Annotated in this window: 20 protein-coding genes and 1 tRNA gene; 7 read left to right on the top strand and 14 right to left on the bottom strand. The window is 56.5% G+C overall.

Going from position 1 to position 21,566, the window contains the following annotated elements; genetic code table 11:
* Nucleotides 1-29: 29 nt before the first annotated feature.
* The 4 genes from EU557_RS26075 to EU557_RS04660 all read right to left on the bottom strand — a co-directional run bounded on the left by EU557_RS26075 (nt 30) and on the right by EU557_RS04660 (nt 3,853).
* Nucleotides 30-104 carry a potassium-transporting ATPase subunit F gene (locus EU557_RS26075; protein ID WP_425351918.1) on the bottom strand — a complete coding sequence of 25 codons (75 nt, stop codon included), beginning with the start codon at nt 102-104 and terminating at the stop codon, nt 30-32.
* Between the two features lie 360 nt (nt 105-464).
* Complete coding sequence (locus tag EU557_RS04670) at nt 465-1,592, bottom strand: TlpA disulfide reductase family protein (protein WP_135529230.1); 1,128 nt, start codon at nt 1,590-1,592, stop codon at nt 465-467.
* Between the two features lie 137 nt (nt 1,593-1,729).
* Nucleotides 1,730-3,082 carry a sigma-54-dependent transcriptional regulator gene (locus EU557_RS04665; protein WP_135529229.1) on the bottom strand — a complete coding sequence of 451 codons (1,353 nt, stop codon included), beginning with the start codon at nt 3,080-3,082 and terminating at the stop codon, nt 1,730-1,732.
* A gap of 147 nt (nt 3,083-3,229) precedes the next feature.
* Entirely contained in the window at nt 3,230-3,853 is a 624-nt protein-coding gene (locus EU557_RS04660) for a hypothetical protein (RefSeq protein WP_135529228.1), read from the bottom strand.
* 211 nt (nt 3,854-4,064) lie between these two features.
* Between EU557_RS04660 and metG the strand changes: the two genes are divergently transcribed.
* A complete protein-coding gene (metG, locus tag EU557_RS04655) occupies nt 4,065-6,110 on the top strand; it encodes a methionine--tRNA ligase (RefSeq protein ID WP_135529227.1) in 2,046 nt (681 codons plus the stop codon).
* Nucleotides 6,111-6,277: 167 nt separating this feature from the next.
* Here metG and pth read toward each other — a convergent pair whose 3' ends face one another.
* The 4 genes from pth to EU557_RS04635 all read right to left on the bottom strand — a co-directional run bounded on the left by pth (nt 6,278) and on the right by EU557_RS04635 (nt 9,174).
* Nucleotides 6,278-6,841 (bottom strand): aminoacyl-tRNA hydrolase, encoded by a 564-nt coding sequence (pth, locus tag EU557_RS04650; RefSeq protein WP_135529226.1) that lies wholly within the window; start codon nt 6,839-6,841, stop codon nt 6,278-6,280.
* A gap of 222 nt (nt 6,842-7,063) precedes the next feature.
* Nucleotides 7,064-7,636, bottom strand: a complete 573-nt coding sequence (locus EU557_RS04645; RefSeq protein ID WP_135529225.1) for a 50S ribosomal protein L25/general stress protein Ctc — start codon at nt 7,634-7,636, stop codon at nt 7,064-7,066.
* A 356-nt stretch (nt 7,637-7,992) separates the two neighbouring features.
* The gene (locus tag EU557_RS04640) at nt 7,993-8,922 is read right to left on the bottom strand and encodes a ribose-phosphate pyrophosphokinase (RefSeq protein WP_135529224.1); all 930 of its coding nucleotides are present in this window, start codon (nt 8,920-8,922) and stop codon (nt 7,993-7,995) included.
* Nucleotides 8,923-9,101: 179 nt separating this feature from the next.
* Nucleotides 9,102-9,174: transfer RNA gene (locus tag EU557_RS04635), tRNA-Gln, on the bottom strand.
* A gap of 267 nt (nt 9,175-9,441) precedes the next feature.
* Between EU557_RS04635 and atpD the strand changes: the two genes are divergently transcribed.
* From atpD to EU557_RS04620, 3 genes are all read left to right on the top strand, one after another.
* Nucleotides 9,442-10,947 carry a F0F1 ATP synthase subunit beta gene (gene atpD, locus EU557_RS04630; protein WP_135529223.1) on the top strand — a complete coding sequence of 502 codons (1,506 nt, stop codon included), beginning with the start codon at nt 9,442-9,444 and terminating at the stop codon, nt 10,945-10,947.
* Between the two features lie 80 nt (nt 10,948-11,027).
* A complete protein-coding gene (gene atpC / locus EU557_RS04625) occupies nt 11,028-11,273 on the top strand; it encodes an ATP synthase F1 subunit epsilon (protein WP_135433355.1) in 246 nt (81 codons plus the stop codon).
* A 133-nt stretch (nt 11,274-11,406) separates the two neighbouring features.
* Nucleotides 11,407-12,531: a trans-sulfuration enzyme family protein gene (locus EU557_RS04620; RefSeq protein ID WP_135529222.1), complete on the top strand. Its 1,125-nt coding sequence runs from the start codon at nt 11,407-11,409 to the stop codon at nt 12,529-12,531.
* Between the two features lie 111 nt (nt 12,532-12,642).
* On the opposite strand, the gene EU557_RS04615 is transcribed toward EU557_RS04620, so the two are convergent.
* The 3 genes from EU557_RS04615 to EU557_RS04605 all read right to left on the bottom strand — a co-directional run bounded on the left by EU557_RS04615 (nt 12,643) and on the right by EU557_RS04605 (nt 15,314).
* Nucleotides 12,643-13,797 (bottom strand): DegT/DnrJ/EryC1/StrS family aminotransferase, encoded by a 1,155-nt coding sequence (locus EU557_RS04615; RefSeq protein WP_135529221.1) that lies wholly within the window; start codon nt 13,795-13,797, stop codon nt 12,643-12,645.
* Nucleotides 13,798-13,947: 150 nt separating this feature from the next.
* On the bottom strand, nt 13,948-14,661 hold the full coding sequence (locus tag EU557_RS04610) for an acetyltransferase (RefSeq protein ID WP_135529220.1): 714 nt from the start codon (nt 14,659-14,661) through the stop codon (nt 13,948-13,950).
* Nucleotides 14,658-15,314 (bottom strand): sugar transferase, encoded by a 657-nt coding sequence (locus EU557_RS04605; RefSeq protein WP_135529219.1) that lies wholly within the window; start codon nt 15,312-15,314, stop codon nt 14,658-14,660. Before EU557_RS04605 ends, EU557_RS04610 begins: the two co-directional genes overlap by 4 nt.
* Nucleotides 15,315-15,381: 67 nt before the next feature.
* On the opposite strand from EU557_RS04605, the gene ispE reads away from it, so the two are divergent.
* Nucleotides 15,382-16,194 carry a 4-(cytidine 5'-diphospho)-2-C-methyl-D-erythritol kinase gene (gene ispE / locus EU557_RS04600; RefSeq protein WP_135529218.1) on the top strand — a complete coding sequence of 271 codons (813 nt, stop codon included), beginning with the start codon at nt 15,382-15,384 and terminating at the stop codon, nt 16,192-16,194.
* 81 nt (nt 16,195-16,275) lie between these two features.
* Here the strand turns inward: ispE and EU557_RS04595 are convergent, their stop codons facing one another.
* The 3 genes from EU557_RS04595 to tgt all read right to left on the bottom strand — a co-directional run bounded on the left by EU557_RS04595 (nt 16,276) and on the right by tgt (nt 19,607).
* Entirely contained in the window at nt 16,276-17,190 is a 915-nt protein-coding gene (locus EU557_RS04595; RefSeq protein WP_135529217.1) for a DMT family transporter, read from the bottom strand.
* Nucleotides 17,191-17,322: 132 nt separating this feature from the next.
* On the bottom strand, nt 17,323-18,402 hold the full coding sequence (locus EU557_RS04590) for an LptF/LptG family permease (protein ID WP_135529216.1): 1,080 nt from the start codon (nt 18,400-18,402) through the stop codon (nt 17,323-17,325).
* A 74-nt stretch (nt 18,403-18,476) separates the two neighbouring features.
* Nucleotides 18,477-19,607, bottom strand: coding sequence for a tRNA guanosine(34) transglycosylase Tgt (tgt, locus tag EU557_RS04585; protein ID WP_135433374.1), 1,131 nt, complete (start codon nt 19,605-19,607; stop codon nt 18,477-18,479).
* A 165-nt stretch (nt 19,608-19,772) separates the two neighbouring features.
* On the opposite strand from tgt, the gene EU557_RS04580 reads away from it, so the two are divergent.
* Both EU557_RS04580 and EU557_RS04575 read left to right on the top strand, forming a co-directional pair.
* Nucleotides 19,773-20,894 (top strand): glycosyltransferase, encoded by a 1,122-nt coding sequence (locus EU557_RS04580; RefSeq protein WP_135529215.1) that lies wholly within the window; start codon nt 19,773-19,775, stop codon nt 20,892-20,894.
* Nucleotides 20,885-21,502, top strand: coding sequence for an RNA polymerase sigma factor (locus EU557_RS04575; RefSeq protein ID WP_135529214.1), 618 nt, complete (start codon nt 20,885-20,887; stop codon nt 21,500-21,502). The genes EU557_RS04580 and EU557_RS04575 overlap by 10 nt, the downstream gene beginning before the upstream one ends.
* The last annotated feature ends 64 nt before the right edge of the window (nt 21,503-21,566 follow it).

Genomic DNA, 21,566 nt, shown 5'->3' with positions numbered 1-21,566 from the left:
GAAGGCTCTGCACGGACGCCGACGAACGGTTAAAAGCGTTCAGGGCGCAGTAGCACGTAGCTGAGGTAGCAGAAAGTGGCCAGCGCCAGCACAAATAGGATCATCATCATGGTGAGAAGCGGTATGTCAGTTTCAGATGCGCTTAAACACTTCGACGGATTTGTAGAAGAACCAGAAGCCGGCACAGCCAACGGCCGTGAGTAGCGGAATCAATAAGGCAGGTGCCATAAGCAAGTGTGGTTAAGCGTGTGCCGACCTGCTTACCAATCCCGGCCCGAGTTACTCTGATAGTAGCCTAATGCTCTATAAGTGATTGTTGGTCAGTTTAAATAATTTGCTGAGGCAGAAAATAGGAGAGGCCTAGACGCAAAAAACCGGGTCATTCTGACCCGGTGTGTCGGTCAGAATAACCCGGTTCGATAGGGTGGAGGAACTGCGGTAGCTGCCTCGGAAAGTAGAAAGAGCTACTTGATATGCTGCGCCAGCATGGTCCTTAAGTCAGCGCCTTTAAGGTTAGCGGCTATGATTTTGCCGCTAGGATCAATCAGGTAGTTCTGCGGTATACCGCGCACCTGGTACATTCGGGCAGCTTCATTCTCCCAGCCGCGCAGGTCCGATACCTGCGTCCAGGGCAGCTGATCATCCTGTATGGCCTTCACCCACTTTGCTTTATCCTTCTCATTATCGAGCGATACGCCCAGTACCTCAAAATTGCGGCCCTTGTACTCGTTGTAGGCCTTGGCTACAGATGGGTTTTCCTGGCGACAGGGGCCACACCACGAAGCCCAGAAGTCAACCAGCACGTACTTGCCGCGGTAGTCGCGCAACGATACGGTCTTGCCCTCGGGAGTTTTCTGGCTGAAGTCAGGAGCCTGGGCCCCGATGGCCACGGCTTTTAGACCGCGTACTAGCTCCCCATATTCCCGACCCTGGGGGCTGTTCTTAAGGGTTGGGCTGAGCGCCTCATAAAGTGGGCCTACCGTGTTGTACTGCGGTAAATCCATCATCTGCATACCCAGTAGAGCATCCAGGCTGGCCCATGAATTTGGGTTCGCCTTCACGAAGGCATAATGGGCATTGGCAATCTGTTTATTGACTGCTTCAAACTTGTCCCTCATCTGCTCTTGGTAGGCGGGGTCCTTTCGTTGCTGTTCTGTAGCCTTCTGCGCCTCAGCTCCAAATGCCTCGATTTTGGCGAGAACAGGTTTTATCGATTCACCAAGTCGCACATAATCTGTGGTAGCTGGGCCGCCCTTTAAGGTGGCATGTGCCAGTGAGTCGGGACTGGTAACGAGCAGGGTGCCAGGCTCCAGGAAAACGCGGGTGCGGTCTAATGGACCATACATGCTAGTCAAACGGCCCTTGGGCCGGAAAACAAGGTCGGCGGTAATGGGCACTTCCGTGGTGCCCTTTAGTTCAAAGACGCCGTTCTTGAGGGTAGCTGAATCCGCAACGGTCATTCCCCGCACCAGGTATACTTTGGCAGGCGCATTCAACGTGCCAAGCTTGCCCTTGATAGTGAAAGGCGCTGACGTTTGCGCGCTGGCCAACCACGGTGCGAACAGCAGGAGGCCTAGTAAATGCTTCTTCATAGATGAGGTGGGTATAGGATAGAACGTGAACTGATAAGTAGGGCTCTGATCTGCAGAGTACTACCGGAGTAAGTAACGGATAATAACGATGTAATAATATAACGCTAGGCCACTCAGGGCATAATTTCTTACATAGCCTACAACCCGTACTCTTGAATCTTACGGTAAAGTGTTTTGGTGCCGATGCCGAGCTGGCGGGCGGCTTCCATCTTATTGCCACCGGTTTCCTGCAGCACCAACCGGATCTGCCGCTTTTCCAGCGCCCGCAACGACCTGTCAGAAGCTTCGTCGGCGGTGGCCTCAGGGGCGAAGTGGTGAAACTCGGCGGGGAGGTCGTCGATGGTAAGGGTGTCGCCGTCGGCGAGGATGGCGGCGCGCTCCAGCACATTTTTCAGCTCCCGCACGTTGCCACGCCAGTCGTGGCGGCGGAGCTGGTCCAGGGCTTCAGGCTCTAGGCCACTCAGGCGGCGGCGTAGCTTAGCGGCGAAGAACTGCAGGAAATAATTGGCTAGCACGTCCACATCATCGCGCCGCTCGTTGAGGCCCGGCACCGGCACCGTGAATACAGAGAGGCGGTAGTACAAATCGGGGCGGAAGTGGCCTAGCTCGGCTTCCTGGCGCAGGTTGCGGTTGGTAGCGGCCACAATGCGCACGTTCACGCTGGTAGGCTTGGTATCACCCAGCTTGGTGAACTGTTGGGTTTCGAGTACCCGCAGAAACTTGGCTTGCACGTTCAGCTCCAACTCCCCAATCTCATCCAGAAACAAGGTGCCACCGTTGGCTTCCTCCATCAGGCCCTTCTTATCAGCCAGCGCCCCCGTGAAGGCACCCTTGCGGTAACCAAACAGCTCCGACTCCAGTAAATCCTTCGGGAAAGCCGAGCAGTTCACCGCCACAAACGGTTTGCTCCGGCGCGCACTCGCCTGGTGAATAGCCTGGGCAAACAGCTCCTTGCCGGAGCCAGTGGGCCCTTCCAGCAGCACCGTGCTATCGGTGGGGGCGGCGCGCTGAGCTAGCTTCTTGGCCTGCTCCAGGGCCGCCGAGTGGCCTACCATGCTCTCGAAGCTGTGCTGCAAGCCCACTTTCTTCTCCAAGTCGGCCACGCGCCGCTGCAAGCGGGCCTTTTCCGCGGCCCGATCTACCACTACCACCAGCTGGTCGTCGGAGTCGCCCTTGGTCAGGTAGTCGAAGGCGCCTTCCTTCATGGCCCGTACCCCATCGGGAATAGTACCATAGGCCGTCAGCAGAATAACCTCCGCCAGCGGCGCGGCCTGCTTGTACCGGGGCAGCAGGTCGAGGCCGTACCCGTCGGGCAGCTTCACATCCGACAAGACGACCAATACTTCCTCCGCGTACTGCCGCAGCGCTTCTAGGCCTCTACGGGCGTCAGGGGCCTGTAGCACCGTGTAGCCCTCCAGCTCTAGCATGCGGCTGATAGCTTGGCGAAGGGTGGCTTCGTCGTCGATGAGGAGCAGAGTGCCACTGGGCATGGTGCAAACAGGATAATTGTGAGCTATGAATAGGGCAGCAAGGTAGGCACCCCGTTGGGAAGGAGCCTAGGCCAGTCTGTTGAAAGCAAAAGGCCCGTCGCCCTCCTAATGGAGAGCAACGGGCCGGTGCTAAGCAGTAAACGTAGCTTACTGAACTGTGTCGCTGCTAGTGCCTTCGTTTGGTTGGGCTACGCCGTTGCTGTTTTGGCTGGGGGCTGCGGGTGTGCGGCTGGCAGCTGAGCGGTTGCGGGTTGTGCCACCTGCTGAAGCTGCCGGAGCAGCTGCCCGCTTGGCTACTGGCCTAGGCCGGGCCGCTGCGGGAGCCGGCACTACGGGCGGGGCAGCGGCGGGGCGTGAGCGAGGAGTTTTGGCCACTACTGGGGCTACAACATCCGTAGAGATGCTATCAGAGGCGGCCGGCGTGCCGTTTTCGTGGTGTTGCACAATGGAGTGCAGAGCTTGCTCAAACAGGCGCTCCGTGTCGGCATCGAGGCGGCGAGTAGCTTCTTTCACCACTTCCTGGAGCTTGGCTTTCGTTTCCTTGCGAATACGCTTCACCATTTCCTTCATGCGCATATCCAGCTCCTTCTGCAACTGCTTGGCAGCCGTTTTAAGCGCCTTCTTCTGATCTGATTTCTTGCCAGTGCGTGGATCTGAAAGGCTAGCGGTGCTAGCTTGCGCGGCTTTTGCGGCTTTACGCTCTGCCTTCTCCGCGGCGTTCTTCTCCTTTTTGCCCTTTTTAGCAGGTTTCTCCTGATCGGTGTTTTTCATGACTGAATAAGAGTGAGGGGTATGGTGCAGGTGTATGTTCAGCTAGATACGGGTAAACTCCGCAGTAGTCTGTTAAATATAGAAGGATTTGCAGGTTCCGTTGTTTATAGAGTAGCCGCCGCGCACCTTTCCTCTTTTTTACTCGTTCCTTTGCGCCCGAATAGTCTGCTCCGGTGGCCTGTTTCATTTCTGAATTTCCGAATTCTCTCTCATGTCCAGCATTCCCCAACGCTATACCGTTACGGCAGCCCTGCCGTATGCCAACGGCCCCGTACACATCGGCCACCTGGCCGGTGTATACCTGCCCGCCGATATTTATGTGCGCTACCTGCGCGCCCAGCAGCGCGATGTTAAGTTTATCTGCGGCTCCGATGAGCACGGCGTGCCTATCACCATCCGGGCCCAGAAGGAGGGTGTTACGCCTCAGCAAGTGGTAGATAAGTACAATGCCATCATCCGCGACTCCTTCCAGGATTTTGGCGTGTCGTTCGATATTTACTCGCGCACTTCCTCCAAAACGCACAGCGAAGTGGCCAGTGGCTTCTTTAAGAAGCTGTATGAGGAAGGCAAGTTCATTGAGCAGACCTCGCAGCAGTACTATGATGAAAAGGCCGACCAGTTTCTGGCCGACCGCTACATTGTGGGTACCTGCCCCAACTGCGGCAACGAGAATGCCTACGGCGACCAGTGCGAGAAGTGTGGTTCCTCGCTGAGCCCCACCGAGCTCATCAACCCACGCTCTATGCTCTCCGGCAACCAGCCCGTGCTGCGCGAAACCAAGCACTGGTACCTGCCCCTCGACCAGTACGAACCCTGGCTGCGGGAGTGGATTGTGGAAGGTCACAAGCAAGACTGGAAAACCAACGTGTACGGCCAGTGCAAGAGCTGGATTGACCAGGGCCTGCACCCCCGCGCCGTAACCCGCGACCTGGATTGGGGCGTGCCCGTGCCGGTGCCCGGCGCCGAAGGCAAAGTGCTGTACGTGTGGTTTGATGCGCCCATCGGCTACATCTCGGCCACCAAAGACCTGCTGCCCGACACCTGGGAGACGTACTGGAAAGACCAGGGCACCAAGCTGGTGCACTTCATCGGCAAAGACAATATCGTGTTCCACTGCATCATCTTCCCGGCGATGCTCAAGGCCCACGGCGACTACATCCTGCCCGATAACGTGCCTGCCAACGAGTTCCTGAACCTGGAAGGCGACAAGATCAGCACTAGCCGGAACTGGGCCGTGTGGCTGCACGAGTACATGCAGGATTTCCCCGGCCAAGCCGATGTATTGCGCTACGTACTCTGCGCCAACGCCCCCGAAACCAAAGACAACGACTTCACCTGGAAGGACTTCCAAGCCCGGAACAACAACGAGCTGGTCGCCAACCTGGGCAACTTCGTGAACCGGGCCCTGGTGCTTACCCACAAGTTCTTTGGGGGCCAGGTACCCGCCGCCGTGGGCTTCACTACCGAAGATGAGGATGTGCTAGGCCAGTTGCGGGAGTTCCCGCAGCGCGTCGGTGACCTGATAGAGGCCTACCGCTTCCGCGATGCGCTCAACGAGTTGATGAACCTGACCCGCCTCGGCAACAAGTACCTCGCCGATACGGAGCCTTGGAAACTCATCAAATCGGATGAAGCGCACACCGGCACCGTGCTGCACGTGGCTCTGCAACTGGCCGCCAGCCTCGTGACGCTCATGGAGCCCTTCCTGCCGTATTCGGCCCAGAAGCTAGGCCACATGCTGAATCTGGCTCCCGGTACCTGGCCTAGCGCCGGCCGCCCCGACGCCCTGGCCGCTGGTCATCAGTTGGGCGAAGCCGCGCTGCTCTTCACCAAAATTGAAGATTCCACCGTGGAAGCTCAGGTGCAGAAGCTTCTCGACACCAAGAAAGCCAACGAGCTAGCCGCTGCCGTAGCCGCACCCGCCAAGCCTGACGTGAGCTTCGAGGACTTCCAGACCATGGACCTGCGCATTGGTACCATCGTGGCCGCCGAGAAAGTAGCCAAAACCAAGAAGCTCCTTAAGCTCAGTGTAGACTTGGGTTTTGATGAGCCGCGCACCATCGTCTCGGGCATCGCCGAGCATTTCCTGCCCGAAGCCCTCGTAGGCCAGCAGGTGCAGGTACTGCTCAACCTAGCCCCCCGCGAAATCAAAGGCATCCAAAGCCAGGGCATGCTCCTGATGGCCGAAAATGCCGATGGCGTCCTGAGCCTCATGCAACCCAGCAGCCCCGTGCGCCCCGGCTCTGGGGTAGCCTAGCCCACCTCTGGAATCAGAAAAAAGCACGTCATCCTGAGCAGCGCGAAGGATCTTACAACACCTGAACAATTGACACAATAACGTCTTGTTCTTTCGTGATAAGATCCTTCGCGCTGCTCAGGATGACGTGCTTTTGTTATTTACTCACTAGTGGCTTGGGCCAGTCTCTACTTCACATTAACCACGTTCATGGCACGCTCTAGGCCTACAGTGCCAAACAACAGCACGGCTTCGGCGGCTTTCTCTAAACGGCCTTCCAGATCAATCTTTTCGTCCGCCGAGAAGGGGCTGAGCACATAATCTACCTGCCGGCCTTTGCTGAAGCTGGAGTCGATGCCGAAGCGCAGGCGGGCGTATTCGTCAGAGCCAAGGGTTTCCTGAATGTGCTTCAGTCCGTTCTGCCCACCGGCTGAGCCTTTGCCTTTCAGACGTAGCTTGCCGAAGGGGAGGGCCAAATCATCCGTCACTACCAGCAGCTGCTCTTTCGGAATCTTGAGTGTGCTGAGCCAGTGCGCGGCGGCTTTACCGCTCAGGTTCATGTAAGTGGTTGGCTTGGCTAGGACAAACGTGTGGCCTTTGTGCTTGATTTCGGCGGTGAAGGCGTGGCGGCCCAGCTCAAAGCGAGCTTCGTGCTTCTTGGCCAAGTAGTCGCCCACCATAAAGCCTACGTTGTGCCGCGTATCAGCATACTCTGGCCCAATGTTGCCTAGGCACAGAACAAGAAACTTCATAAGATCATGGATTTAGACGGATTGAATGGATTTAACGGATTCGGTTGTCGGCTTGCGGTTTGCCTCCTTTGCTGGCTAAATGAGTGGCCTAGGCTAGTGCGCCAGCCTAATCAAGCAGACAATAAAAAAGCCGCTCTGCTAGAGCAGAACGGCTTTTTCGGTAGACGGGATAACTCGGGCACGACATCCGTGTAATCCGAAAAATCCGTCTTAATCCGTGATTTATTTGTCGGCCTGCATCTGGCCTTTCAGAGCACGTGGGATGGTTACGGTAGCAACCGGAGCCAATGGGTTAGTGAGGATGGTGTAGCCGTTAGGCTCAACCTTGTTCACCTTAACCGATTTGCCAAGCTCGAGGTCCGAGATGTTTACTTCTACGGAATCGGGCAGGTTCTCAGGGGTAGCCTTCACTTTCAGCTTACGCAGCTTGCTAACCAGCTTGCCACCAGCCAGAACGCCGGGCGAAACGCCAACGAACTTAACAGGAACTTCCATTTTCACTTCTTTGCCTTCCTGCAGCTCTAGGAAGTCAACGTGCAGCAGCATTTCGTTCACGGGGTGGAACTGAGCGTCCTGCACGATAGCGCGACGGATGTCGCCTTCGATGTTCAGCTCAACGATGTGAACTTCAGGAGTGTACAACAGTTCGCGGAAGAGGATAGCTGGCGAGGAGAAGTGAATCTGCTCGGTGCCGCCGTACAGTACGCAAGGAACGTACGAGTCCAGGCGCAGCGCCTTGGCGTCCTTCTTACCGAGATTCGCTCTTTTAAACCCTACAATCTCGAGGCTTTTCATAAAAGTGTGCTTTTGAGGAAATAACGCTCACCCACAGCAGGTAAACGGGCCGCAAAGATAGGCCTATTGTTTGGGAAAGAAAAGGCTATATATAAAAGAACCTCATCTGCCAACGAGTAGGCCCAGTCAGTGTGCCTGTAATCATCACCATACAAAATAGCACGTCATCCTGACGAAGGAAGGATCTTAGCACAAATGGACCAGTGGCCTAGAACAGCTCGGTCTAACGTGCTAAGATCCTTCCTTCGTCAGGATGACGTGCTTTATGTGTTAGTTATAGCCAGAGCCAGTACGCATGCTAGCCCCGTCTGCAACTCTAACGCGCCACGTGCTTAGTAGCACGTTCTTCGACTAGCTTATATAAACAGCGAGCTAATCGACTCGTGCGTCACCACATTGCGGATAGCTTGTGCAAACAGGCCCGCCACGGAGATAACCTTGATCTTGTGGTTCTCCTCTTTCAGCGGAAGCGTGTCAGTAATTACCAGTTCTTCCAAGGCTGAATTGCGGATCCGCTCGTGGGCAGGGCCGCTTAGCAAGCCGTGGGTGATAACCGCGCGTACCGATTTAGCGCCACGCTCCATCAGCAGCTCCGCCGCCTTGCAGATAGTGCCAGCCGTATCCACAATGTCGTCGACGAGCACGACGTTCATGCCAGCTACATCGCCAATTACCTGCATAGAGGCAATCTCATTGGCCCGCAGGCGCATTTTGTCGCAGACTACAATCTCGGCCCCAAACTTCTTAGCGAAGGCCCGGGTACGTACCACGCCCCCTACGTCGGGGGAAGCAAAGATGAGGTTGTCGAGGTTTAGCGACTTGATGTAGGGCGCCGTTACCGTAGCTCCGTCGAGATGATCTACCGGAATATCAAAGAAGCCCTGGATCTGGCCGGCGTGCAGGTCGCAGGTCATCAGACGGTCGGTGCCAACGCTCTGTACAATGTTAGCCACTACTTTGGCCCCGATGCTCACGCGCGGCTTGTCTTTGCGGTCTTGGCGGGCATAGCCCATGTAGGGCATTACAATGTTCACCTTATAGGCCGAAGCGCGCTTGGCTGCGTCTACCATCAGCATTAGCTCCATCAGGTTTTCGGCCGGAGGGCTGGTGCTCTGAATCAGGAATACGGCGCAGCCGCGCACGCTTTCATTGAAACTGGGGCCAAGCTCCGTATCGGCGAAGCGCTGGATGCTCAGGTCGCCGAGGGGCGTGCCATAGGCGGCGGCAATCTGTTCACCCAGTTCGCGGGAGGCATTACCCGCGAATATTTTTACCTGCTGTGACATGGGGGTAGGGGGTAGAGGAGGAAAAGCAGCCACTCCAGCGTGCGGTAAGCGACCTAAGCAGCTCAAAATTAACTGTTGAGGTTGCTTGCCGCACTCAGAATGGGTAAAAACTGAAAAAGCGAAAGGCGCCGACTCTTCCGGAGGAGGAAGAATCAGCGCCTTTCGCTTTACTTAGTCGGTTGTCCGACCAGGGCTCGAACCTGGACTTTCTTGAATCAAAATCAAGCGTGTTGCCAGTTACACCATCGGACAATTTCCCTTGCGGTAACCAAGTGGTTGTGCCGTTTCGGTGTGCAAATGTACCAAGGCTTTTTTTCAAGGCAAATATTCTTGCAAAAATTTTTTGCGAAAGTTTGGGCTGATACAGCTGAAAAAGGCCTTTCTGATCTGATTTTCAGCCTCTCAGACGCTGAAAAAAAAGTTGGTGGCTGCGGCTCGTCTGCGCCTTTGGCAATGCCGGGATTAAGCCGTAGTTTTGCGGCCTCAAACGTTGCACCCCATCCCTTATATAAGAACGCAATGGCGAATACCGGCAAAATCACCCAGGTTATTGGTCCCGTCGTGGACGTAAGCTTCGCGGGTGAAGGCTCTAAGCTTCCCAACATCCTCGACGCCCTCCAAGTCACGAAAGACAACGGCCAGGTGGTGATTCTGGAATGCCAGCAACACCTCGGCGAAGACCGTGTGCGCACCATCGCCATGGACTCGACGGAAGGCCTGACCCGCGGCGCTGAAGTTAGCGACCTGGGCGCCCCCATCTCTATGCCCACCGGCGACAGCATCAAGGGCCGTCTGTTCAACGTAATCGGTCATGCCATCGACGGCATTCCGCAGCCGAACAGCACTACCCGTCTGCCAATTCACCGTCAGGCTCCCGCTTTCGAAGAACTCGCTACTTCCTCAGAAGTGTTCTTCACCGGCATCAAAGTAATTGACTTGCTTGCTCCTTATGTAAAGGGCGGTAAAATTGGTTTGTTCGGTGGTGCCGGTGTAGGCAAGACCGTACTGATCCAGGAACTCATCAACAACGTAGCCAAGGCCTACTCGGGTCTGTCGGTATTTGCTGGCGTAGGCGAGCGTACCCGCGAAGGCAACGACTTGCTGCGTGAATTCATCGAGGCCAACATCATTCGCTACGGCGAGGAGTTCAAGCACTCGATGGAAGAAGGCGGCTGGGACCTCTCGAAAGTTGACCAAACTGAGCTGGAGCAGTCGCAGGCTACCCTCGTGTTCGGCCAGATGAACGAGCCCCCCGGAGCCCGTGCTCGTGTAGCCCTGTCGGGTCTGACGATTGCCGAAAGCTTCCGTGATGGTGATGGCACCGGCGCTGGCCGCGACATCCTGTTCTTCATCGACAACATCTTCCGCTTTACCCAGGCTGGTTCAGAAGTATCGGCTCTGCTGGGCCGTATGCCTTCGGCCGTAGGTTACCAGCCCACGCTGGCTACTGAAATGGGTGCCATGCAGGAGCGTATTACCTCTACCAAGCGTGGTTCTATCACCTCGGTACAGGCAGTATATGTACCTGCCGATGACTTGACTGACCCGGCTCCGGCTAACACCTTCGCCCACTTGGATGCCACTACGGTATTGAGCCGCAAAATCGCCGAGCTGGGTATCTATCCCGCCGTTGACCCGCTGGACTCGACCTCGCGTATCCTCGACGCCGCCGTTCTCGGCGACGAGCACTACAACACCGCTCAGCGTGTGAAAGAGATTCTGCAGCGCTACAAAGAACTGCAGGACATCATCGCCATCCTGGGTATGGACGAACTCTCCGAGGAGGACAAGCAGGTAGTAAGCCGCGCCCGTCGTGTGCAGCGCTTCCTGTCGCAGCCCTTCTTCGTGGCTGAGCAGTTCACTGGTCTGAAAGGTGTACTGGTTGACATCAAAGACACCATCAAAGGTTTCAACGAAATCATCGACGGCAAGTACGACCACCTGCCCGAGGCTGCTTTCAACCTGGTAGGCAACATTGAAGATGCCGTAGCCAAAGGTGAGAAGCTGATGGCGGAAGCCAAGTAATTTGGTTGTTGATTGTTGGAAGTTGATTGCGCGCCATTCAGCTTCCAACAATCAGCTGTCAACCATCAACAACCAACGATATGCATCTGGAAATCATCACGCCGGACCGGAAAGTATTTGAAGGCGAAGTTTCGTCGGCTCAGTTTCCGGGTACCGATGGACTGTTTGAAGTTCTGAACAACCACGCCCCACTTATCTCGGCCCTGAAAGCTGGTGAAGTAGTGGTGAATGGTGGCGCCGGCCGCGAGTCGTTCCGTATTGAGGGCGGCGTGGTAGAGGTGCTTCGCAACAACGTAATCGTGCTGGCTGAAGGCGCTTCGGTGTAATTTAAGCTCAGACACATGGTAAAAAGCCTTTCCTTTGCGGGAAAGGCTTTTTTGCTTTTAGCCTGGCCTAGAGCAGCACCCACTGCTCCGCCACTACCCGTTTTCTATTCTCGCTTCGGCCCCCTCACTCCGCATGGAAATCCACCCCAAAATCACCCCTATTTATCAGACCTCCGTTTTCAAGTTTGATGATCTGAATGAGCTGGAGCAATACTTTGGGGAGCCAGGGAGCCGCTACATGTATTCGCGGAATGGCAACCCGAATTCAGATGAGCTGGCGGAAGCGGTAAATAAGTTAGAGGGTGGGGCAGGAGCCATTGCCACGGGCTCGGGTATGGCTGCCATTTTTGCGGCCCTGCTAGCCTTCTGCCAAGCCGGCGACCATGTGCTGTGCGCGGCTGATATTTATGGCGGCTCCTCGAGCCTGCTAAACGCGGAGCTGAGCCGCATGGGCATTACAGTTACCTACGTGCCCTTTGAGCAACTCTACGACCTAGGCCAGTACGTGCAGCCCACCACGCGCCTGCTGCTAGCCGAAACGTTGAGCAACCCACTGCTGCGCGTAGCAGACTTGCGCCAGCTCGCTACTGAGTGCCATAAGCATGGCTTAAAACTGGTTGTAGATAACACCTTCGCCTCGCCCATTATTACGAAGCCGCTAGGCTTGGGGGCCGATATTACGCTGCATAGCGTAACCAAGTATATCTCTGGCCACTCCGATGTAACAGCTGGCGTAGTGGTGGCAGCCGATGCAGAGGTAGCCGCCCGACTCAAGCAGATTGGTATGCATTATGGCCTTACCCTAAGCCCCATGGAAAGCTGGCTGGCTGTGCGGGGGCTTAAAACCCTGCGCCTGCGGGTGCGGGAGCACAGCCACAATGCGCTGGCTATTGCCCGGTTTCTGCAGGAGCAGCCTGCTGTGCGGGCCGTGTACTACCCTGGCCTAGAAGGACACCCCCAACATGCACTCGCAAAAGAGCAGGGCCAGGGGTTGTTTGGGGGGATGATGTCCTTCCGCTTAGCCGACGATGCAGCGGTAGTCAATGGCTTTATGCAGCGGTGCCAGCGTTTCCCATTTGCGCCATCGTTGGCTGGCGTCGATTCTTCACTGTCGTATCCGCTGGGTACCTCGCACCGCTACCTCACGGCGGAGCAGCAGCAAGACCTGGATATTACGGTTGGGCTGATTCGCCTGTCAGTGGGAATTGAGCCGGTTGAAGAGCTGCTAAACGACCTGCAGCAAGCTCTCAAAGGCTAGGTGCTTTTATACTTATGTAACTTTTCTTGTACCAAACTTTCGACGGTTTGTGCCACTAGTACTGCATAAGGAACTTTATGTACTGGCCTAGCATGTTTTGTACTGATTTAGCTAGGCTTCTTTGCTTCTCACAGCGGCTTTAATCGCGTCGGCAACCCGGTGCAAGTCAGTTTCTGTGAGTGCAGACCCCGAGGGTAGGCACAAGCCGTGGGTAAATAACTCCTCGCAAACGCTGCCGCCGTACATGGGAGCCGCAGTAAAAAGCGGCTGCAGGTGCAGCGGTTTCCACAGCGGCCGGCTCTCAATGTTATGGGTTTCCAGATGCAGTCGCAATTGCTCCGGGGTAGTAGTGGTGTGAGCTGGGTCGAGGAGCACGGTGGTAAGCCAGCGGTTAGAACGGCTGCCAGCGGGCTCCGTCTGGCTGATGGCTAGGCCAGGTACGGTCTGCAGGTTGAGCTTATACCACAAGTAGGTTTCGCGGCGCTTTTTTACTCGGTCTTCCAGCAGCTCCATCTGGCCCCGGCCGATACCCGCTAGTAGGTTGCTGAGTCGGTAGTTATAGCCGATATCGGAGTGCTGATAATACGGTGCCGGGTCTTTGGCTTGCGTGGCCCAGAAGCGGGCTTTTTGTGCCCACTCCTGGTTGTTGGTAACCAAGGCACCGCCCCCGCTGGTAGTAAGTATTTTGTTGCCGTTGAAGGAGAAGACGCCCACGGCCCCAAACGTACCCAGCGGGCGGCCATCGTAGCGGGAGCCAAGCGCTTCGGCGGCATCTTCCAGAACCGGAATGTCAAACTCTGCGGCTATCTCCAGTACCTCCTGTATTTTAGCTGGCATACCGTAGAGGTGAACCAGAATGAGTGCTTTGGGCGTGCGGCCCTGCCGAATCCGGTCTTCGATGGCCTCACGTAGCCGCTGCGGGCAGATATTCCAGGTGTCTGCTTCGCTGTCAACAAAAACCGGGGTAGCCCCCAAATAAACGATGGGGTTGGCCGTGGCCACAAACGTGAAGGATGGGCAGAGTACTTCATCGCCGAGCCCTACACCTAGCAGCCGTAAGCCCAGGTGGATGGCTGCCGTGCCTGAGGTAAGCGCCACACAATGGCCGGCGCCCGTAAATTCGCAGATGTCGCGCTCGAAGCCATCCAGATTTGGACCGGCCGGCGCGACCCAGTTGTCCTCAATAGCTTTGTGCAGGTAGTTTAACTCGTGGCGGCCGAGATGGGGAGGAGAAAGAAAAATCCGGTCGTAATCCTGACTGCGCATAGAGAGGGGTAAGCTGAAGCAACTCGTGTCGGGTAAGACCGATGCCGTACCCGCAAGATAGGAATATCAGGCAGGGGCCTAGCCGCTTATCGGATATCTTTCGACTTTAAGCCTGCTAACCGGGCTGCAAGAAGCATCGGACTTACGTAGCTATTTGTGCTGCTTAATGGCATGGGCCGGAACACCTACGGCCGTACAATCGGCCGGTAAATCGCGCACGGCCACGGCGCCGGCCCCAATGATGGTGCGGGCCCCGATGCGCACCTGGTTGATGACAGTGGCGTTAGTGCCCAAGTACACACCTCGTTCCAGATACGCCTCGCCGCCCACGTTGGCATGCGGCATGAGGGAGCAGAAGTCTTCCAACACGGCATCATGGCCGATGGTGCAGCCGAGATTCAGCAGCACGTGGTGGCCTAGCCGAATGTCGCAGGTGAGCACGCAGCCCTGACTAATGATGCAGCCGGGCCCAAACTGCAGCTGTTGATAGGGCTGGCAGGCCACTCCTGGGTGCACAAGGGTAGCGAAGGTGAGGAGGGGAGACGTAAGTCGAGCGGCCAGCGCGGCCCGACTCTGTCCATTCCCCACGGCAATGATGACGTACAGCGGCTCGGGTGTTGCGTTCAACTCAGTGCTAGAGCCCAGGTAAGGCAGCCCGTGAATAGTAGGAGTGGCCGGCGCCCGATCATCATAGAACCCCTGGATGTCCCATGTTAAGCGAGCTTCGTTGATTTGGCGCGCCAGCACCAGCACCTCCCGGCCTAGGCCACCAGCGCCCACAATTACCAGACGCGGTAGGGCGTCAGCTGGTGGTAGCATAGTTGGTTCTGAGAGGCTGGGGGAAGGCAGCTGGGAAGTGCTCATGTGGTGCGAGATGAATCGGGGGAAGTGGGGGTGCCGGTGAAAGCGGTAGTAGTAGCCTGCCCAGGAGCGGTAATGCCCGAAGCCCCCAGTACCCGCGAGGCGGTGCGCCACAGAATACGTAAATCAAGCCAAAAGCTGAGGTGATCTACGTACCAGACATCAAGCGCAAACTTCTGCTCCCAGGAAATGGCGTTGCGCCCATTTACCTGAGCCCAGCCCGTGATACCTGGCCGAACCTCGTGGCGGCGGGCTTGCTCAGGGGAGTACAGCGGCAAGTATTGCTCTAGCAGTGGCCTAGGGCCCACCAAGCTGATGTCGCCGCGCATCACGTTCCAGAGTTGGGGCAGCTCATCCAGAGACGTGGCCCGCACCCAGCGGCCGAGCCGGGTAAGGCGGTCTGCATCGGGCAGGAGGTGGCCTAGCGCATCTCGATGGGAGGTCATGGTCTGGAGCTTGTACAGCACGAATATCTGTCCGGCCAAACCTGGCCTACGCTGGCGGAACAGCCACGCACCGTGGTTCTGCGCGGCCAGCACCAGCGCAACCGGCAGCAGCACAGGCAGGCTCAGCAGCAGCAGTGGCGCTGCCAGGGCCGCATCGAGCAGGCGCTTGCCGTAACGGGCGTACCAAGAAGCAGATGAGGCAGAAGACATGCAGGACAAATCTACTTGTCTTGGCCGACAGATAGCGCAAGTAGCAGCAGAGCGCTAGCTTTGCCGCATGCTCGTTTTCCCCAATGCCAAGCTCAATCTAGGCCTCTATATCACGGGGCAGCGCCCCGATGGGTTCCGCAATCTTGAATCGGTGTTTGTGCCGCTGCCCTGGACCGATGCGTTGGAGGTGCTGCCCGCCGCTGAAATCAGCCTCGCCCTCACCGGCATCCCAATTCCTGGTGAGCCGGAAACGAACCTGTGCCTGCGGGCCTACGAGCTGCTGAAAACTGATTTCAACCTGCCGCCAGTTCAAATGCATCTGCACAAGCTGGTGCCCATTGGGGCTGGCCTGGGCGGAGGCTCTGGCGACGCGGCCTTCGCCTTACGCGCCCTGAACGAGCTGTTTAAGCTGGAGCTACCCACCGAAACGCTACAGGCCTACGCCCGCCGCCTGGGCTCCGACTGCGCCTTCTTCATCCAGAATAAACCCGTATTCGCCTATGAGAAAGGCGACGTATTTGAGGGTATTTCGCTAGATCTGACGGGCGTGGCGTGCAAAGTCGTGTATCCAGGCCTACACATCAGCACGGCCGAGGCCTACAGCCGCGTAACGGCCAAGCCGCCGCGACACGAGCTACGGGCTGCTCTGGCGCAGCCCCTGGAAACCTGGCGCGAAACCGTCAGCAATGACTTTGAGGATGCTCTGACGCCATTTTACCCGGTGTTGGGCGAAATCAAGCAGGCCCTGTACGCTGCCGGAGCGGTTTATGCTAGTTTATCGGGCTCGGGCTCGGCTGTATATGGGCTGTTCCCTGGCCTAGAAGTGCCGCCGCAAATAGCCTTGCCAACAGAATATACCGTATGGGACGGTCGGCTATAAGCTGCACCTTAGTCAGGATAAAAAGGAACGACCTGCTTTACTACGGCAAAGCAGGTCGTTCCGAAAACTTATTCTAGAGAATTATATCACTGCCTCCACAGGCTCTGGCTGGCGTTGGCGGCGCTTATTCCACTGTTCAATGACGGGGTGGATAAGCACACTGAATAGAATCACTAGCGTACCGAGGTAGAACCCATTCGACATCTTCTCCTGCGAGCCAAAAATTAGCACAGCTAGCAAAATGCCGTACACTGGTTCTAGGTTGATGGTGAGGTTGATAACAAACGCTGAAAGGCGCTTCATCAGCTCCACTGATGAGGAAAAGGCATACACGGTGCAACCGCCAGCCAGCACCAGCAGCCACAGCCAGTCGAAGCCACGCCAGGCTAGCTGCAGGCCAGTGCCGTTGGTGAAATAGTGGCTGTAGATGGGGAAGAAAAGCGCAATGCTGAGGCAGGCGCCGCTCATCTCATAAAACGTGAGTCGGAGCGGGGCGTGGCGTTTCACCAGTTTCACATTTAGCACGCTGAAGAGCGCCGATAATCCTGCCGAAAGGATAGCGACCAGCAGGCCCGCCATTTGATCAAACTCGGCCTGCGATACCAAGTATAGCCCCACCATCGTCAGCAGGCCTAGGCCTACCTCGTAAAACCGGATGCGTCGCCACAAAATTAGGGGCTCCAGGAACGACGTCCAGAGAGCCAGCGTAGCCATGCCAGCTAGGCACACGCTTACGGAGGAAAGGCGCGCGGCCAGGAAAAAGGTTATCCAGTGGGCTGCTACCAACACGCCTACACCCAACATGCGCAAAGCCTCGCCAGCTGGTACCCGCCACGGCTGCTTACGGGCGAGCAGCAGCACCGCTAGGCCAGTAGCGGCCAGCAGCGTGCGCCAAAAAACCAGTTCCACCGGCGGCACTGAAATGAGCTTGCCCAGAATGGCCGTGAAGCCCCAGAGCAATACAATGAAATGCAGGCGAAGGTAGTCTTTGAGCATAAGGGGAGGTGGTGATTTAGTAACTGAGTGATAAAGTGAGTTTGACATTCGATTAGCTCGAACCGCGCCATACGCACAGTGTAGGCCACTGGCCCATTCCATTCACTTAGTCACTCAGTTACTAAATCACTTTTATTGCGGAACGACGCGGTACAGGATAAGGCCGATGCCAGTAAAGACAATGCTGGGCACCCAGGCGGCCAACAGCGGCGGCAATGTGCCTACTGAGGCTAGGTTGCGGCTCAGAATCACAAAGATGATGAACACGAAAGCCAGCACGAAACCCAGCGCAATTTGCCCGCCTACGCCGGCCCGGCTCTTGCGGGCGCTCATAATTACCCCTATCACCGTCAGGATGAACATGGCGTAGGGGTAGGCGTAGCGCTCATACTTTTCGCTCAGGTAGAGCTGGGTATCGTCGGCGCCGCGGTCAATTTTCTGCTGAATAAACTTGTTGAGCTCCGGCAGCGTGAGGGTTTCGGCGAGGCGGTAGGTGCTGGCGAAATCCTTGGGGTAGAGGTTGAGCGTGGTGTCGCGGGCGGGTACGCTTTTCAGGGTTTCCTTTTCGCCGTTGAAGGTGCGAATTAGTTGGGGAGTGAGTTTCCAGGCGTGTTTGGTGGAGTCCCAGCTAATGGCTTCGGCGGTGAGGCGGCGCTTGAGCAGAGTGCCTTCCACGGTTTCCAGCGCAAACTTGTAGCCCACGTTGTTCACATTGTCGTAGCTCTCCATGAAGGCGTAGGAGTTGGGCCCAATCTTGAAGTGCACATTGCGCCCGCTAAAGCGGTAGGGGTTCTTGATATAGGCCTTCTCGAACTGCACGCGCGTTTTGTTGGCAATCGGAATCAGCCAGCCCGTCATGGCCATCGTGAGGGCGCCCAAAATAGCGCTACCCATCACGTATGGCAGCAGAAACCGTTTAAAGCTGATGCCCGAAGCCAGCATGGCCACCACCTCGGTGCGAGAGGCCAACTGCGCCGTCACGAACACTACCGCAATAAACACCGTGATGGGGGAGAGTAAGTTGGCGAAGTACGGGAACAGGTTCACGTAGTACTCCGAAATGATCTGCCAAGCCCCCAGGTCGTGCTGAATAAAGTCGTCGTTCTTCTCCGTGAAGTCAATCACGCAGATAACGGACACCAGCAGCACTACCGTGAAGAAAAACGCGGTGAGAAACTTCTTGAGAATGTATTTATCGAGGAGTCTGAGCATTGGTGTTCAAGAGAACAAACCGAGGTAGTTGAAGGGGAACGATTGATAGCGTTTAACACCAAACGGAAAGAGGCCTACAATCGTGTCATCACCTGCTTCACCATCTTCTCCTTCCACTCGCGGAAGGTGCCAGCTAGGATTTGCTGCCGGGCTTGCTTCACCAGCCACAGGTAAAAGCTCAGGTTGTGAATAGAGGCAATCTGGGGGCCCAGCATCTCCTTGCTCTGGAACAGGTGGCGCACATAAGCGCGGGAGTAAAACGTGCTCACGTAGCCGCCCAACTCCGCATCAATCGGCTCGAAGTCCTCGGCCCACTTCTTATTGCTGATGTTCATGATGCCCTGGGTGGTGAACAGCATGCCGTTGCGGGCGTTGCGAGTGGGCATCACGCAGTCGAACATATCTACGCCTAGCGCAATGTTTTCGAGGATGTTAGCCGGCGTGCCCACACCCATCAGGTAGCGGGGCTTGTCCTGGGGCAGAATGTCGCAGACGATTTCCGTCATCTCGTACATCATCTCGGCAGGCTCGCCCACGCTCAGGCCGCCAATGGCGTTACCCTCGCGGCCCTGCTCGGCAATAAACTCCGCCGACTTCACGCGCAGGTCTTTGAACGTGGAGCCCTGCACAATGGGGAAAAGGGTTTGCGAATACCCGTAGTGGCCCTCGGTGCTGTCGAAGCGCTGAATGCAGCGCTTGAGCCAGCGGTGCGTCATGTCGAGGGAGCGAGCGGCGTAGTCATACTCGCAGGGCCAGGGCGTGCACTCGTCGAAGGCCATGATAATATCGGCCCCGATGGTGCGCTGAATGTCCATCACGCCCTCCGGCGAAAACAGGTGCTGGGAGCCGTCAATGTGAGAGCGGAACTTCACGCCTTCCTCCTTGATCTTGCGCGTGCCACTCAGCGAGTACACCTGGTACCCGCCCGAGTCGGTGAGAATGGGCCGGTCCCAGCCGTTGAACTTGTGTAAGCCACCTGCCTTGCTCAGCACGTCTAGGCCAGGGCGCAGGTAGAGGTGGTAGGTATTGCCGAGGATAATCTGGGCTTGAATATCGTCCTTGAGGTCGCGCTGCTGCACGGCCTTCACGGTGCCCGCCGTACCTACGGGCATGAAAATGGGGGTTTCAATGGCGCCGTGGTCGGTGTGCACCACGCCGGCGCGGGCTTTGGTATGCGGGTCCTGAGTTACTAAATCGAAGGTCATTCTAGCAGAAGTGAGTTGCAGCTGCAAGGTGCCGTTGCCAAGCTTGAGGTGTTTCAACTAAACAACCTGGCAGCTAGCAACCCGCAACCCGCAACTGATCCAACTACAAAGGTACTCTGCCCACCCCGAATGCCTACTTTTGCGGACTAATTCACGTTCTGCGCTTTGTCTTTTCACGTTTCCCCGGCCCTAGGCCTGTTGCTGCTGAGTATAGCAGTGCAGCTGTACTATGTGGCCTACTACTTCTTGCCGTTTGCCCGCCGGGCACCCGAGCCCACCGAAGGACCGGCCCCGGAGCCCGTATCAGTGCTGGTGTGCGCCCATAATGAGCTGGAAAACCTACGCCGTTTGCTCCCCCTGCTATTGCAGCAAGACTACCCAGCCGGTTTCGAGATTATTCTAGTGGATGACCGTTCCGAGGATGACACATTTCTGTATGTCCAGCAGCTCACGCAGTACTATCCGCACGTCCGAATGGTCACTGTCAAGAATACGCCTGACGGTTTGTCACCAAAAAAATACGCCCTTACGCTGGGGATAAAAATAGCCCGTCACCCGCGCATGCTGTTCACCGACGCCGACTGCATTCCGGCCACCAATCAGTGGCTCAACTATATGCAGCGCGGCTTCGGGCGCCCGGCCGATATGGTAGTGGGCTACTCGGCCTACGCCCCGGAGCCTGGGTTTTTAAATAAGCTGATTCGGTTTGAAACCTTCCTGACGGGGGCACAGTATTTGTCTTTCGCATGGCGTGGTTTTCCTTATATGGGAGTCGGGCGCAACCTAGCCTACACGCGTCAAGTCTTTCATTCTACCAAAGGCTTTGCCTCCCACATCCGTAGTCTCGGTGGCGACGACGACCTGCTCGTGCAGGACGCCGTGACCCAAGGCGCACGGGTGGCGGTAGTGGCGGAGCCGGGGGCTCACACCCTGAGTGAGCCGGCGCAAACGTGGGGGGCATGGTGGCTTCAGAAGCGCCGGCATCTCTCCGCGGGGCGCCGGTATAAACTCTCTGACCGTCTCCGGGTTGGTATCTTTATAGGCGCCAACCTGGTTTTCTATGGCACGGCAATCGGCCTGCTATTTTCCCCGCTCAATTGGGTATCTTTGGCTATAGCCTGGTGTATTCGTACCGTGTGCGTCACGGCAGTATATGCCCGGCTTGGCCGCCGGCTCGATGACCGGTTGCCGCTAGCGTGGCTGCCACTCCTCGACGCTGTCTATTTTTTTTATTATCTCGCTCTGGGAATCTCGCTGTTCCTCTACCGCACTCTCCGATGGAAGTAAATAATCAGGAAAAACAGTTCTCCGCCAAAGCAAAGCATGATTTCAAGCTGATTCGCGCTGCCGTAGAGCAAGGTGATGAAAAGGCGTATGCTGAGCTGATGCAGATTTATAAGAAGCCGGTGTATCACGTGGTGCTCAAGATGGTGCGCAACCCCGATGATGCCGAGGACCTGACAATCGAAGCATTCGCGAAGGCGTTTAAAAACCTGCACAAGTTCAACCCGGAGTTTGCATTCAGCACGTGGCTGTTCCGCATTGCCACCAACAACTGCATCGACTTCATTCGCAAGAATAAAATCAAAACGATGTCGATTGACTCCGCTATCAAAATCGATAACGGCGACGAAATCACCATTGACTTCCGCGACCAGAACCTGAACCCCCAGGAGTCGGCCATCAAGAACCAAAAGATCGAAATCATGCAGCACGTGGTATCACGGCTGCCCGAGAAATATCAGCGCCTCGTAACGCTCCGTTACTTTGATGAGCTCAGCTACGAAGAAATTGCCCAGGAGCTGAAAGCTCCCCTCGGCACCGTGAAAGCGCAACTGCACCGCGCCCGTGAGTTGCTCTATGACATGGTGAAGAACAAGAAGGAAATCATCTAGTGTAAAAGCCCTGGCCTAGGCCAGGGCTTTTTTTATGGAAAACACATTGGGTAGCAACATTACC

Source organism: Hymenobacter wooponensis (assembly GCF_004745865.1).
Classification (GTDB): Bacteria; Bacteroidota; Bacteroidia; order Cytophagales; family Hymenobacteraceae; genus Hymenobacter; species Hymenobacter wooponensis.
This window is presented reverse-complemented; position numbering and strand designations above follow the sequence as displayed.

Bases quoted from the DNA above. Each gene is read 5' to 3' on its own strand.
- EU557_RS04605 (WP_135529219.1), bottom strand. From the start codon at position 15,314: ATGTCTTCTGCCTCATCTGCTTCTTGGTACGCCCGTTACGGCAAGCGC.
- tgt (WP_135433374.1), bottom strand. From the start codon at position 19,607: ATGACCTTCGATTTAGTAACTCAGGACCCGCATACCAAAGCCCGCGCC.
- EU557_RS04610 (WP_135529220.1), bottom strand. From the start codon at position 14,661: ATGAGCACTTCCCAGCTGCCTTCCCCCAGCCTCTCAGAACCAACTATG.
- EU557_RS04615 (WP_135529221.1), bottom strand. From the start codon at position 13,797: ATGCGCAGTCAGGATTACGACCGGATTTTTCTTTCTCCTCCCCATCTC.
- EU557_RS04620 (WP_135529222.1), top strand. From the start codon at position 11,407: ATGGAAATCCACCCCAAAATCACCCCTATTTATCAGACCTCCGTTTTC.
- EU557_RS04665 (WP_135529229.1), bottom strand. From the start codon at position 3,082: ATGCCCAGTGGCACTCTGCTCCTCATCGACGACGAAGCCACCCTTCGC.
- EU557_RS04640 (WP_135529224.1), bottom strand. From the start codon at position 8,922: ATGTCACAGCAGGTAAAAATATTCGCGGGTAATGCCTCCCGCGAACTG.
- EU557_RS04645 (WP_135529225.1), bottom strand. From the start codon at position 7,636: ATGAAAAGCCTCGAGATTGTAGGGTTTAAAAGAGCGAATCTCGGTAAG.
- EU557_RS04575 (WP_135529214.1), top strand. From the start codon at position 20,885: ATGGAAGTAAATAATCAGGAAAAACAGTTCTCCGCCAAAGCAAAGCAT.
- metG (WP_135529227.1), top strand. From the start codon at position 4,065: ATGTCCAGCATTCCCCAACGCTATACCGTTACGGCAGCCCTGCCGTAT.
- EU557_RS04590 (WP_135529216.1), bottom strand. From the start codon at position 18,402: ATGCTCAGACTCCTCGATAAATACATTCTCAAGAAGTTTCTCACCGCG.
- atpC (WP_135433355.1), top strand. From the start codon at position 11,028: ATGCATCTGGAAATCATCACGCCGGACCGGAAAGTATTTGAAGGCGAA.
- atpD (WP_135529223.1), top strand. From the start codon at position 9,442: ATGGCGAATACCGGCAAAATCACCCAGGTTATTGGTCCCGTCGTGGAC.
- EU557_RS04595 (WP_135529217.1), bottom strand. From the start codon at position 17,190: ATGCTCAAAGACTACCTTCGCCTGCATTTCATTGTATTGCTCTGGGGC.
- EU557_RS04660 (WP_135529228.1), bottom strand. From the start codon at position 3,853: ATGAAAAACACCGATCAGGAGAAACCTGCTAAAAAGGGCAAAAAGGAG.
- ispE (WP_135529218.1), top strand. From the start codon at position 15,382: ATGCTCGTTTTCCCCAATGCCAAGCTCAATCTAGGCCTCTATATCACG.
- pth (WP_135529226.1), bottom strand. From the start codon at position 6,841: ATGAAGTTTCTTGTTCTGTGCCTAGGCAACATTGGGCCAGAGTATGCT.
- EU557_RS04670 (WP_135529230.1), bottom strand. From the start codon at position 1,592: ATGAAGAAGCATTTACTAGGCCTCCTGCTGTTCGCACCGTGGTTGGCC.